The sequence below is a fragment of the Pseudomonas sp. DW-iso3 genome (assembly GCF_058725305.1).
Genome location: NZ_JBZXDZ010000001.1, coordinates 88,715 through 101,731 on the forward strand (window position 1 = coordinate 88,715; position 13,017 = coordinate 101,731).

The 13,017-nt window shown below is 60.4% G+C and carries 11 protein-coding genes; 5 read left to right on the top strand and 6 right to left on the bottom strand.

Going from position 1 to position 13,017, the window contains the following annotated elements; genetic code table 11:
- On the top strand, window positions 1-1,026 hold the full coding sequence (gene hemH, locus AC4PS7_RS00435) for a ferrochelatase (RefSeq protein ID WP_044286618.1): 1,026 nt from the start codon (window positions 1-3) through the stop codon (window positions 1,024-1,026).
- 125 nt (window positions 1,027-1,151) lie between these two features.
- On the opposite strand, the gene AC4PS7_RS00440 is transcribed toward hemH, so the two are convergent.
- Complete coding sequence (locus AC4PS7_RS00440; protein ID WP_044286620.1) at window positions 1,152-3,248, bottom strand: TonB-dependent siderophore receptor; 2,097 nt, start codon at window positions 3,246-3,248, stop codon at window positions 1,152-1,154.
- 110 nt (window positions 3,249-3,358) lie between these two features.
- Window positions 3,359-4,513 carry a Do family serine endopeptidase AlgW gene (gene algW, locus AC4PS7_RS00445; RefSeq protein WP_010213284.1) on the bottom strand — a complete coding sequence of 385 codons (1,155 nt, stop codon included), beginning with the start codon at window positions 4,511-4,513 and terminating at the stop codon, window positions 3,359-3,361.
- A 101-nt stretch (window positions 4,514-4,614) separates the two neighbouring features.
- On the opposite strand from algW, the gene AC4PS7_RS00450 reads away from it, so the two are divergent.
- The 3 genes from AC4PS7_RS00450 to cysN all read left to right on the top strand — a co-directional run bounded on the left by AC4PS7_RS00450 (window position 4,615) and on the right by cysN (window position 8,349).
- Window positions 4,615-5,373 carry a Nif3-like dinuclear metal center hexameric protein gene (locus AC4PS7_RS00450; RefSeq protein ID WP_044286621.1) on the top strand — a complete coding sequence of 253 codons (759 nt, stop codon included), beginning with the start codon at window positions 4,615-4,617 and terminating at the stop codon, window positions 5,371-5,373.
- A gap of 150 nt (window positions 5,374-5,523) precedes the next feature.
- Window positions 5,524-6,441, top strand: coding sequence for a sulfate adenylyltransferase subunit CysD (gene cysD / locus AC4PS7_RS00455; protein WP_010213282.1), 918 nt, complete (start codon window positions 5,524-5,526; stop codon window positions 6,439-6,441).
- A 9-nt stretch (window positions 6,442-6,450) separates the two neighbouring features.
- Window positions 6,451-8,349 carry a sulfate adenylyltransferase subunit CysN gene (gene cysN / locus AC4PS7_RS00460; protein ID WP_010213281.1) on the top strand — a complete coding sequence of 633 codons (1,899 nt, stop codon included), beginning with the start codon at window positions 6,451-6,453 and terminating at the stop codon, window positions 8,347-8,349.
- Between the two features lie 177 nt (window positions 8,350-8,526).
- Here cysN and yihG read toward each other — a convergent pair whose 3' ends face one another.
- The 3 genes from yihG to AC4PS7_RS00475 all read right to left on the bottom strand — a co-directional run bounded on the left by yihG (window position 8,527) and on the right by AC4PS7_RS00475 (window position 11,896).
- Complete coding sequence (yihG, locus tag AC4PS7_RS00465) at window positions 8,527-9,426, bottom strand: 1-acylglycerol-3-phosphate O-acyltransferase, YihG family (RefSeq protein ID WP_021491926.1); 900 nt, start codon at window positions 9,424-9,426, stop codon at window positions 8,527-8,529.
- Entirely contained in the window at window positions 9,427-11,526 is a 2,100-nt protein-coding gene (gene pta, locus AC4PS7_RS00470; RefSeq protein ID WP_025856577.1) for a phosphate acetyltransferase, read from the bottom strand. It lies immediately after the preceding gene.
- 79 nt (window positions 11,527-11,605) lie between these two features.
- Window positions 11,606-11,896 (bottom strand): DUF3565 domain-containing protein, encoded by a 291-nt coding sequence (locus AC4PS7_RS00475; protein ID WP_144410422.1) that lies wholly within the window; start codon window positions 11,894-11,896, stop codon window positions 11,606-11,608.
- On the opposite strand from AC4PS7_RS00475, the gene AC4PS7_RS00480 reads away from it, so the two are divergent.
- The gene (locus tag AC4PS7_RS00480) at window positions 11,895-12,380 is read left to right on the top strand and encodes an FKBP-type peptidyl-prolyl cis-trans isomerase (RefSeq protein WP_010213275.1); all 486 of its coding nucleotides are present in this window, start codon (window positions 11,895-11,897) and stop codon (window positions 12,378-12,380) included. The two genes, AC4PS7_RS00475 and AC4PS7_RS00480, sit on opposite strands and share 2 nt — an antisense overlap.
- A gap of 260 nt (window positions 12,381-12,640) precedes the next feature.
- Here AC4PS7_RS00480 and rpsT read toward each other — a convergent pair whose 3' ends face one another.
- Entirely contained in the window at window positions 12,641-12,919 is a 279-nt protein-coding gene (rpsT, locus tag AC4PS7_RS00485; RefSeq protein ID WP_003188401.1) for a 30S ribosomal protein S20, read from the bottom strand.
- Between the last annotated feature and the right edge of the window lie 98 nt (window positions 12,920-13,017).

Below are 13,017 nucleotides of genomic sequence, written 5' to 3' on the forward strand. Positions count from 1 at the left end.
ATGACGGATCACGCGTTGTTACTGGTCAATCTGGGTTCACCGGCGTCCACCTCGGTGGCCGATGTGCGCAGCTACCTCAATCAGTTCTTGATGGACCCTTATGTGATCGACCTGCCGTGGCCGGTGCGGCGCTTGCTGGTGTCACTGATCTTGATCAAGCGCCCCGAGCAGTCGGCCCACGCCTACGCGTCCATCTGGTGGGACGAGGGCTCGCCGCTGGTGGTGCTCAGTCGTCGCCTGCAACAGCAGATGACCGCACAGTGGACTCAAGGCCCGGTGGAATTGGCGATGCGCTACGGTGAGCCGTCCATTGAAACGGTGCTGACCCGCCTCGCCGCCCAGGGCATCCGTAAAGTCACCCTGGCGCCGCTGTACCCGCAGTTCGCGGACAGCACCGTGACCACGGTGATTGAGGAAGCCAAGCGCGTGGTGCGCGACAAAAAGCTCGATGTGCAATTCTCCATCCTGCAACCGTTCTACGATCAGCCCGAATACCTCGATGCCCTGGTAGCAAGCGCGCGGCCATACGTGGAACAGAATTACGACCACCTGCTGCTGAGTTTCCACGGCTTGCCTGAGCGCCACCTGACCAAGCTCGACCCTACCGGCCAGCATTGCTTCAAGGATGCCGACTGCTGCAAGAACGCGTCCGACGAGGTGCTTAAGACCTGCTATCGCGCGCAATGCTTCAGCGTCGCCCGTGATTTTGCCGCGCGCCTGGGCTTGCCGGAAGATAAATGGTCGGTGTCGTTCCAATCGCGCCTGGGCCGCGCGAAGTGGATCGAACCCTACACCGAAGCGCGCCTGGAGGCATTGGCCCAGCAAGGCGTGAAAAAGCTGCTGGTGATGTGCCCGGCGTTCGTGGCCGATTGCATCGAGACGCTGGAGGAAATCGGCGATCGTGGGCTTGAGCAGTTCCGCGAAGCTGGGGGCGAGGAGTTGGTGCTGGTGCCGTGCCTCAATGATGATCCGCAATGGGCTAAGGCGCTGAATACTTTGTGCGAAAGAGCGCCAACGCAGCTATAACTCAAGCCGAGTGAAGATCGAAATGTGGGAGCGGGCTTGCTCGCGAATGCGGTGGATCAGTCAAATAATCAGTGACTGACAGACCGCACTCGCGATCAAGCCCGCTCCCACATGGTTTACCGTGTTTACAGGTTAAGCGTCAGGCTGACCGTGAGATTGCGCGGCTCACCCGGATTGATCCAGTAATTGCTGTAGGACCGCTCGTAGTACTTCTCATCAAACAGGTTGTTCAAGTTCAAACCCACGGTGACATTCTCCGTGGCTTTGTAATGGGCCAGCAGATCAACCGTGTGGTACGCCGGCAGCTCGAAACCCGTGCCGGCCTCACCGGAGCGATCACCGACGTAGGTGATCGCTGCACCCAGGTCGGAGCCGCGCAACGCGCCGTCCTGGAATTCATACACCCCCAACAGACTGCCGCTGCGCTTGGCGACCCCGAGAATCCGGCTGCCGGCGGGAATGGTTTTATCGCCCTTGGTCACTTCGGCGTCGATGTAGGCAAACGCGCCGATCACCCTTATGGCATCGCTTACTTGCCCGCTCACTTGCAGGTCCAGACCCTGGCTGCGCGCTTTGCCTACGGCGCGGTTGAGATTGGTGGCCGGGTCCAGCGTCAATACGTTTTCCTTTTCGATATGGAACGCGGCGAGGGTTGCGCTGAGGCGGTCGTCGAACAGCTCGCTCTTGATCCCCACTTCATAGCCCACGCCTTCTTCCGGCTTGAAGGATTTGTTGTTGGCGTCCAGGCCACTGTTGGGCTTGAACGACGTGGAGGCGTTGGCGAACACCCCAACCTGCGGCGTGAGCTGATAGAGCAGGCCGGCGCGTTGAGTAAAGGCGTCGTGAGTCTGCTTGCTCTTGGCGTGGTTGCGGGTGAAGTCGTCGATGCTCTGCTCGAAATGCTCGAAGCGCACACCGACCATGCCGCGCAAGCGATCTGTGAAGATGATCTGGTCTTGCAGGTTCAGCGCGTGGCTTTTGGTCTGTTCGAAGAAGTCGGTGCCGGAGCGCGTGCCGTTGGGTTTGGGCTGGCCGTAAACCGGGTTGTAGATGTCAATGGCGTAGTCACGGCCGCCGATAGCTGTCACGCGTTCTTTCTTGCGGTAGTCCTCGTACTCGGTGCCGACCAGCAGTTCATGCTGCCAACTGCCAATGTCGAACAGCCCACGCAGCTCCAGCTGGGTAATGCTGTCGTGCCAACCCGTCGAGCGTTCGCGATAACGGCGGTTGATAGTGTGGCCGTCGGGGTTCAGTGCACGGTTTTCCGAAGCGTCGCCCCACAGGCTGCCTTGCTTGTAATGGCTGGCCAGGCGCAGTTTCCAGGCGTCGTTGAGGTGGTGTTCGAGGGTGGCCTGGAGGCGGTTGTTGTGGTTGTCGATATCGCCGTCGTTGGGTTCACCGAGGAAGGTGGAACGGGATAGGCCGGGGGCGTCGACGATGCCTCGGTCGAAGGTGGAGCTGTGACGGACGAATTCGCTTTCCACCAGCAGGCTGGTATCCGGGTCCAACTGCCAGCTGAACGAAGGCGCGACGAATACCCGCTTGCTCTGCACGTGGTCACGGAAGCTGTGGTTGTCTTCCACCGCCAGGTTGACCCGAGTCAGCACCTTGCCTTCGCTGTCCAGCGGGGTGTTCACGTCCACAGCGGTGCGATAGCGGTCCCAACTGCCCGCGCTGGTTTGCAAGGTAGTGAAGGCTTCAGGCTGAGGCTTCTTGGTGACGATGTTCACGGTGCCGCCGGGATCGCCACGCCCGTACAGGCTGGCGGCAGGGCCCTTGAGCACTTCGATGCGTTCAATGTTGGCCGCGTCCGGTGTGCTCGGGTAGCCACGGTTGGCGCTGAAGCCGTCCTGATAGAACTCCGACGTGGTGAAGCCGCGCACGCTGTATTCGTAGAGGGTCAGGCCGCCGAAGTTGTTCTGCTTGGACACGCCGCCGGCAAATTCCAGGGCGCGTTCCACGTTGGTGCTGCCCAGGTCTTTGAGCACCGTGGCGGGAATCACGCTGATGGATTGTGGGATGTCACGAATCGCCGTGTCGGTTTTTGTCGCACTGGCGGAACGGGTGGCGCGGTAACCTTTGACTGGGCTGGAGGCGGACTCGTAGGCGTCAGTGGTGACGCTGATGGTGTCGAGTTCCAGGGTATTTTCTTCGGCGTAGGCGGGGTCGAGCAGCAAACCCAAGGCCAGGCCAGCCAAGGGGGCGATTTTTCGAGACGGCATGATAGAGCATTCCAATAGCGATATTGAAACAATATAACATGACCGATGAGAATGGATCGCTCTGAAATATCAGCTTACAGGTGCCCTCGAATGGGCACCTGGGCAGCGAATTATTCCTCTTCCTTGACCGGCGCCGGCGGTGGGCGCAAACCGATTTCCGCCAGCAACTTGATCTCTTTGCCGTTGCGCATCACCTGTATTGCGACCTTGTCCGTGGGCTTGATCCGCGCCACCTGGTTCATCGACTTGCGGCCATCACCTGCCGGTTCGCCATTTATGCTGAGAATCACATCGCCCAATTGCAGGCCGGCTTTTTGCGCCGGGCCATCGCGGAAGATTCCGGCGACCACGATGCCTGGGCGTCCGGTCAAGCCAAACGACTCGGCCAATTCCTTGGTCAACGGTTGCACTTCAATCCCCAGCCAGCCACGAATCACCTGACCGTGCTCGATGATCGACTTCATCACCTCCATCGCCAGCTTCACCGGAATCGCAAAACCGATGCCCTGTGAGCCGCCGGACTTGGAGAAAATCGCCGTGTTGATACCGGTCAGATTGCCATTGGCGTCCACCAGCGCACCGCCGGAGTTGCCGGGGTTGATTGCCGCGTCGGTCTGGATGAAATCTTCGTAGCTGTTCAGGCCCAACTGATTACGCCCAGTGGCGCTGATGATGCCCATGGTCACGGTCTGCCCGACGCCAAACGGGTTGCCGATGGCCAGCGCCACATCACCGACGCGCAAGCCATCGGAACGGCCGAGGGTAATGGCTGGCAGGCTTTTCAGGTCGATCTTCAGTACCGCGAGGTCGGTTTCCGGGTCGCTGCCCACCACGCGGGCCAAGGTTTCACGGCCGTCACGCAGGGCCACCACGATCTGGTCGGCGCCGGTGGTCACGTGGTTGTTGGTGAGAATGTAGCCTTCGGGGCTCATGATCACGCCCGAACCCAGGCTGGACTCCATGCGCCGCTGCTTGGGCCCGTTGTCGCCGAAATAGCGGCGGAACTGCGGATCTTCAAACAGCGGGTGCGCCGGCTTGTTGATGACCTTGGTCGTGTACAGGTTGACCACCGCAGGGGCGGCGATGGTGACCGCATCGGCGTAAGTCACCGGGCCTTGTACCACCGCGCTGGTCTGCGGTGCCTGTTGCAGGTTCACATCCAGGCTGGGTAGGCCCACCAGCTCGGGGTAACGCTGAATAATCAGCATCGCGATCAGCACGCCAGCCAACAATGGCCATCCAAAAAAACGCAGCGCCTTGAGCATCAAGTTAGTCCTGACAGGTTGCAGGGGGCGAGAGAGCGCCCATAATGTCGCGCATTATACGAGGCTGTGACGCCTGCGAACGGGATATTTAGGAGTCTTTTATGGCCGTCCCCCTTACCACCCTCGTCGAGGAAGCGGACCGCTACCTCGGCAGTGCAAAAATTGCCGATTATTGCCCCAACGGCCTGCAGGTCGAGGGCCGCCCGCAGGTGATGCGCATCGTCAGTGGCGTGACCGCCAGCCAGGCCCTGCTGGACGCGGCCGTCGAGGCCCAGGCCGATCTGATCCTGGTGCACCACGGCTACTTCTGGAAAGGCGAAAACCCCTGCGTCACCGGCATGAAACAGCGCCGCCTCAAGACCCTGCTCAAGCACGACATCAGCCTGCTCGCCTACCACTTGCCGCTGGACCTGCACCCCGAGGTCGGCAATAACGTGCAACTCGCCCGTCAGCTGGATATCACGGTAGAAGGCCCGCTTGACCCGAGCAACCCCAAGGTCGTCGGCCTGGTCGGCTCCCTTGCCGAGCCCTTGTCGCCCCGTGATTTTGCCCGCCGCGTGCAGGAAGTCATGGGCCGCGAACCGCTATTGATCGAAGGCGGCGAGATGATCCGTCGCGTCGGCTGGTGCACGGGCGGTGGCCAGGGCTACATCGACCAGGCGATTGCCGCCGGCGTCGACCTGTACCTGAGCGGCGAAGCCTCCGAGCAGACCTTTCACAGCGCCCGCGAAAACGACGTCAGCTTCATCGCCGCCGGCCACCATGCCACTGAGCGCTATGGTGTACAGGCGCTGGGTGATTACCTGGCGCGGCGCTTCGCGTTGGAACATCTCTTCATCGATTGCCCCAATCCGATCTGAGCCTCACCACAGAAAGCCCAAACTTGGGGGCATATTCATATACCGTTTCGATCTAGTCCGCTCCCTGAATAGAAGCAGGTGCTGTGCTAGCATGCCTCGCTCGAACACGGCCCGCTGGCCGTCCATAAGATCGTTTTTCCGTGAGTAACCATGGTCGACAAACTGACGCATCTGAAACAGCTGGAGGCGGAAAGCATCCACATCATCCGCGAGGTCGCCGCCGAGTTCGACAACCCGGTGATGCTCTACTCAATCGGTAAAGACTCCGCCGTGATGCTGCACCTGGCACGCAAGGCCTTCTTCCCGGGCAAACTGCCGTTCCCTGTGATGCACGTCGACACCCGCTGGAAATTCCAGGAGATGTACCGGTTCCGCGACAAGATGGTCGAAGAACTGGGCCTGGACTTGATCACCCACGTGAACCCGGACGGCGTGGCGCAGGGCATCAACCCCTTCACCCACGGCAGCGCCAAGCACACCGACATCATGAAGACCGAAGGCCTCAAGCAGGCCCTGGACAAGCATGGTTTCGACGCAGCCTTCGGCGGTGCCCGTCGCGATGAAGAGAAATCCCGCGCCAAAGAGCGCGTGTACTCGTTCCGCGACAGCAAGCACCGCTGGGACCCGAAAAACCAGCGTCCCGAGCTGTGGAACGTCTACAACGGCAACGTCAACAAGGGTGAGTCCATCCGTGTGTTCCCGCTGTCCAACTGGACCGAGTTGGACATCTGGCAGTACATCTACCTGGAAGGCATCCCGATCGTACCGCTGTACTTCGCCGCCGAACGCGAAGTGATCGAGAAGAACGGCACGTTGATCATGATCGACGACGACCGCATCCTTGAGCACTTGTCTGACGAAGACAAAGCCCGAATCGTCAAAAAGAAAGTACGTTTCCGTACCCTTGGCTGCTACCCGTTGACGGGCGCGGTGGAGTCCGAAGCCGAGACGCTGACGGACATCATTCAGGAAATGCTCCTGACGCGAACTTCCGAGCGCCAGGGCCGTGTCATCGACCACGATGGTGCCGGCTCGATGGAAGATAAAAAACGTCAAGGCTATTTCTAAGGGGCTGTCATGTCGCATCAATCTGATTTGATCAGCGAGGACATCCTCGCCTACCTGGGCCAGCACGAGCGCAAGGAAATGTTGCGCTTCCTGACCTGTGGCAACGTCGACGACGGCAAGAGCACCCTGATCGGGCGCCTGCTGCACGACTCCAAGATGATCTACGAAGATCACCTGGAAGCCATCACCCGCGATTCGAAGAAGTCCGGTACCACTGGCGACGATATCGACCTGGCGTTGCTCGTCGACGGCCTGCAGGCCGAGCGTGAGCAAGGCATCACCATCGACGTTGCTTACCGCTACTTCTCCACCGCCAAGCGCAAATTCATCATCGCCGACACCCCCGGCCATGAGCAGTACACCCGCAACATGGCCACCGGTGCGTCCACCTGTGACCTGGCGATCATCCTGATCGACGCCCGCTACGGCGTGCAGACCCAGACCCGTCGTCACAGCTTTATCGCCTCGTTGCTGGGCATCAAGCACATCGTGGTGGCCGTCAACAAGATGGACATCAATGGCTTTGACCAAAGCGTATTCGAGCAGATCAAGGCTGATTACCTGAAGTTCGCCGACGGTATCGCCTTCAAGCCAAGCACCCTGGCCTTTGTGCCGATGTCGGCGCTCAAGGGCGACAACGTGGTGAACAAGAGTGAGCGTTCGCCTTGGTACACCGGCCAGTCGCTGATGGAAATCCTCGAAACCGTCGAGATTGCCAACGACCGCAACTACACCGACCTACGTTTCCCGGTGCAGTACGTCAATCGCCCGAACCTGAACTTCCGCGGTTTTGCCGGCACCCTGGCCAGCGGCATCGTGCACAAGGGCGACGAAGTCGTGGTATTGCCGTCGGGCAAGAGCAGCCGGGTCAAGTCCATTGTCACCTTTGAGGGTGAGCTGGAACACGCAGGCCCAGGCCAGGCCGTGACCCTGACCATGGAAGACGAGATCGACATCTCCCGTGGCGACTTGCTGGTACACGCCGATAACGTGCCGCAAGTGACCGACGCCTTCGACGCCATGCTGGTGTGGATGGCTGAAGAACCGATGCTGCCGGGCAAGAAATACGACATCAAGCGCGCCACCAGCTACGTGCCGGGCTCCATCACCAGCATCGTGCACCGCGTGGATGTGAACACCCTGGCCGAAGGTCCGGCGAGTTCGCTGCAACTGAACGAAATTGGCCGAGTCAAGGTCAGCCTTGATGCCGCCATCGCCCTGGACGGCTACGACAGCAATCGCACCACCGGTGCGTTTATCGTCATCGACCGTTTGACCAACGGCACCGTGGCAGCCGGCATGATCATCGCGCCGCCTATCACCCACGGCAGCTCGGCGCAGCACGGCAATTTGGCTCACGTAGCCACCGAAGAACGCGCGCTGCGCTTCGGCCAGCAACCGGCCACCGTGCTGTTCACCGGCCTGTCGGGCGCCGGCAAGAGCACCTTGGCCTACGCGGTTGAGCGCAAGCTCTTCGACATGGGCCGTGCGGTGTTCGTACTGGACGGCCAGAACCTGCGTCACGACCTGAACAAGGGCTTGCCGCATGACCGTGCCGGCCGTACCGAGAACTGGCGTCGTGCCGCGCATGTGGCGCGTCAGTTCAACGAAGCGGGCCTGCTGACCCTGGCCGCGTTTGTGGCCCCGGATGCCGAAGGCCGCGAACAGGCTAAGGCGCTGATCGGCAGCGATCGCCTGCTGACGGTCTACGTGCAAGCGTCGCCGCTGGTGTGCGCCGAGCGTGATCCGCAAGGCTTGTACGCCGCCGGTGGGGATAACATCCCGGGCGAGTCCTTCCCGTATGACGTGCCGTTGAACGCCGACCTGGTGATCGACACCCAGGCACTGTCGCTGGAAGAAAGCGTCAAGCAAGTGCTGGAGCTGTTGCGTCAGCGCGGCGCGATCTAACCCTCGCGGCCATAAAAAAGCCCGCCACCGAGTGATCGGTGGCGGGCTTTTTTCATTCTCAAGATCAGACTCGGTCAAAAATGTGGGAGCGGGCTTGCTCGCGAATGCGGTGGATCAGCCAATACATCTGGCGACTGACAAACCGCCTTCGCGAGCAAGCTCGCTCCCACATGTTGATTACTGTTCGCCTGGGAAATCTTTGTGCAGTTTTTCCAGCAGGAGGTCCTTGTCTTCCCAAAGCTGGTTGATCCAGCCCTGAAACGCCAACCGATACGCCCCATCCTGCTCATAATTCTTGCCAATGAACTCGGCCGGAATCTGCACCTCTTCAAACTGCACAACCACGTCTTTCACATTCCCGCACAGTAAATCCCAGTAACCTGGGCGGCCAGCAGGGTAGTGGATGGTCACGTTGACCAGTGACTTCAACTGCTCACCCATCGCATCCAGCACAAACGCGATACCACCCGCCTTGGGCTTTAGCAGGTAGCGAAACGGCGAGTTCTGCTGGGCATGCTTGCCCGGCGTAAACCGCGTACCTTCGGCAAAGTTGAATATGCCCACCGGGTTGTCGCGAAATTTCGCACAGGTCTTGCGGGTGGTTTCCAGGTCCTTGCCTTTCTTCTCCGGGTGCTTTTCCAGGTAGGCCTTGGTGTAGCGCTTCATGAACGGAAAGCCCAGCGCCCACCATGCCAGGCCAATCACCGGCACCCAGATCAGCTCCTGCTTGAGGAAGAACTTCAGCGGACGGATCCGCCGGTTCAGCACGTATTGCAACACCATGATGTCGACCCAGCTCTGGTGGTTGCTGGTCACCAGATACGAGTGCTGATAGTCCAGCCCTTCGAGCCCGGTCAGGTGCCAGCGCGTGCGGCGTACCAGGTTCATCCAGCCCTTGTTGTTGGTGACCCAGGCTTCATGGGTGTGGTTCATCAGCCATTCGCTGAAGCGCTTGGCAAACGGCAGCGCCTTGAACAACGCGACGATAAACAGGAACGAACACAACAGGATCGTGTTGAGCGCCAACAACAGCGACGCAATCACCCCGCGCACGGCGGCAGGTAGGAAAGCCAGCATTTAAATATCCATAGGTCGGTTGGCGGCTTGGATCGCAGTGAGCGCGATGGTGTACACAATGTCATCCACCTGGGCGCCGCGTGGAAGGTCGTTGACCGGCTTGCGCAGGCCCTGGAGCATGGGCCCCAGGCTCACGCAATCAGCGCTGCGCTGCACGGCCTTGTGCGTGGTGTTGCCGGTGTTGAGGTCGGGGAACACAAACACGGTGGCCTTGCCGGCGACCTGGCTGTTGGGGGCCAGTTGTCGGGCTACGTTTTCGTTGGCGGCAGCGTCGTATTGCAGCGGGCCGTCGATCAACAGCGAGCTTTGCTGTTCGTGGGCGAGCAGGGTGGCTTCGCGGACTTTTTCCACTTCTTCACCGCTGGCCGAGTCACCACTCGAGTAGCTGATCATCGCCACACGCGGGGTGATGCCGAATGCAGCCGCTGAATCGGCGCTTTGCAGGGCAATTTCCGCCAATTCGGCCGCGCTGGGGTGCGGATTCATCACACAGTCGCCGTACACCAGCACCTGCTCGGGGAACAGCATGAAGAACACCGACGACACCAGGGTGCAGCCCGGTGCCGTCTTGATCAACTGCAAGGCAGGGCGGATGGTGTTGGCGGTGGAGTGAATAACCCCGGAGACCAGGCCGTCCACTTCGTCCAGCGCAAGCATCATGGTGGCGATCACCACCGTGTCTTCCAGTTGCTGCTCGGCCATCGGCGCATTGAGGCTCTTGCTCTTGCGCAGGGCCACCATCGGTTCGACGTAGCGTTGGCGGATCAGGTCCGGATCGAGAATCTCCAGGCCTTCGGGCAGTTCGATACCCTGGGCGCGGGCGACCGCTTCCACGTCTGCCGGCTTGGCCAGCAGCACGCAACGGGCAATCCCCCGCGCTTGGCAGATGGCGGCCGCTTGCACGGTCAGCGGCTCGCTGCCTTCGGGCAGCACGATGCGCTTGTTGGCGGCCTGGGCGCGCTGGATCAACTGGTAGCGGAACACCGCCGGTGACAGGCGCATTTCCCGGGGTGTGCCGCAGCGTTGGTGCAACCAGCGCGCATCCAGGTGGCTGGCGACGAAATCGGTGATGATCTCCGCACGCTCGCGGTCATCGATGGGGATTTCTTTGTTCAGGCTATTGAGCTGGTTGGCGGTGTCGTAGGAGCCGGTGCTCACTGACAGCACCGGCAGACCGGCCTGGAAGGCACCTCGGCACAACTCCATGATGCGCGGGTCGGGCAAGGTGTCACTGGTAAGCAACAGGCCGGCCAGCGGCACGCCGTTGATCGCCGCGAGGCTGACGGCGAGAATGATGTCGTCGCGGTCGCCGGGCGTCACCACCAGCACGCCGGGCTTGAGCAGCTCCACGGTGTTACGCATGGTGCGGGCGCAGATGATGATCTTGGTCATGCGCCGGGTTTCGTAGTCGCCAGCGTTGAGGATCTGCGCGCCCATCAGGTCGGCCACGTCGCGGGTGCGTGGCGCGTTGAGTTCCGGCTGATAGGGAATGCAGCCGAGCAGGCGGAAATCGCCGCTGCGTAACAGGGGTGAGTGTTCCTTGAGGCGCGCCGAGAAGGCTTCCATGCTTTCGTCGGTGCGCACCTTGTTGAGGATCACGCCGAGTACTTTCGGGTCTTTCGGGCCGCCGAACAGTTGGGCCTGCAATTCCACGCGGCCGGAGAGCTCGGTGAGCACTTCATTTTCCGGTGCTGAGACCAGGATCACTTCCGCATCCAGGCTCTTGGCCAGGTGCAGGTTGACCCGCGCCGCATAGCTGGCGCTGCGGGTCGGCACCATGCCTTCGACGATCAGCACGTCCTTGCCCACGGCGGCTTGCTGGTACAGCGTGATGATTTCTTCGAGCAGTTCATCGAGCTGGCCGTCGCCGAGCATGCGCTCCACGTGAGCCAGGCCCAGGGGCTGTGGCGGCTTGAGGCCGTGGGTGCGCGCCACCAGTTCGGTGGAACGCTCGGGGCCCGTATCGCCTGGGTGCGGTTGGGCAATCGGCTTGAAAAAGCCGACTTTCAGTCCGGCCCGCTCAAGGGTACGCACCAGCCCGAGGCTGATGGAGGTCAGACCCACACCAAAATCGGTGGGCGCGATAAAAAAAGTCTGCATGCGAATTCTCTGAAGGTGCATGGCTTCGGTGAGGTTCTATGATTGAACGTCTACCGGGAATCAGGCGCCAAGGTTATCGTTATTCGTGCGCTTGCGCACACCAGCCGCAGGCAAAGGGCTGGCCTATTTTTTCAAGGCGTTGCGCGGGGTCGAGCACCCAGGCGCGGGACTGCCAGGGTGGCTGGTGGCGCAGGTGCTGGGTGTGGCCGCAGGACAGCTCGGCGACCCAGTGCTGGTCGTCGTCCTGATGGAGCCCGATGATGAAGGAAGCCGTTGATCGGCCCCGTCTGTCCGGGTTCTGTTCGCTTTCGGGCAAATCCTTGTTTAGACTTGTCCGTTCTTCATTCTTATGCAAAAGGTCTCGCCCCATGACGATCGCCGCTAACAAGGCTGTCTCCATCGACTATACCCTGACCAACGACGCTGGTGAGGTCATCGACAGCTCCGCCGGCGGCGCGCCGCTGGTCTACCTGCAAGGCGCAGGTAACATCATCCCAGGCCTGGAAAAGGCACTGGAAGGCAAGAGCGTCGGTGATGAGCTGAGCGTTGCCGTAGAACCTGAAGATGCCTACGGCGAGTACTCGGCCGAACTGGTCAGCACCCTGAGCCGCAGCATGTTCGAAGGCGTTGACGAGCTGGAAGTGGGCATGCAGTTCCACGCTTCCGCGCCGGACGGCCAAATGCAGATCGTGACCATCCGTGATCTGGACGGTGACGATGTGACCGTCGACGGCAACCACCCGCTGGCTGGCCAGCGCCTGAACTTCCAAGTGAAGATCGTTGCCATCCGCGACGCTTCCCAGGAAGAAGTGGCGCACGGTCATGTTCACGGTGAAGGTGGTCACCACCATTGATCGTGGTTTGATCAATAGGTAGCAAAAACGCCCCGACTGGTTCGGGGCGTTTTTTTTGTCTTGAAAATACACTGCGGTCGAAATGTGGGAGCGGGCTTGCTCGCGAATGCAGTGGATCAGTCAATACATCTCATCTGGTAACTGACACTCCGCATTCGCGAGCAAGCCCGCTCCCACACAAACAAAAATGCCCCGGACCTTTCGGTACGGGGCATTTCTTAACTGTTTCGCAACCTGGGTTGCGTTGCAGTTGTTACCACTTAGGCTGCAGCAGGAACGCTCAGAGCCTTGATGTGGCCATTCAGGCGGCTCTTATGACGAGCGGCCTTGTTCTTGTGGATGATGCCTTTATCGGCCATGCGGTCGATAACTGGCACAGCCAGAACGTAAGCTGCTTGAGCTTTTTCAGCGTCTTTGGTGTCGATGGCTTTAACTACATTCTTGATGTAGGTACGAACCATGGAACGCAGGCTGGCGTTGTGGCTGCGACGCTTCTCAGCCTGTTTTGCACGTTTTTTGGCGGAAGGTGTGTTGGCCACCGTCGAGCTCCTCGAAAGACTTTTTAGGAAATAGCAAACAAAATAGGCCGCGAATCATGCCGATGACTTGATGGGTTGTCAAGAGCGGCTGATGCGAA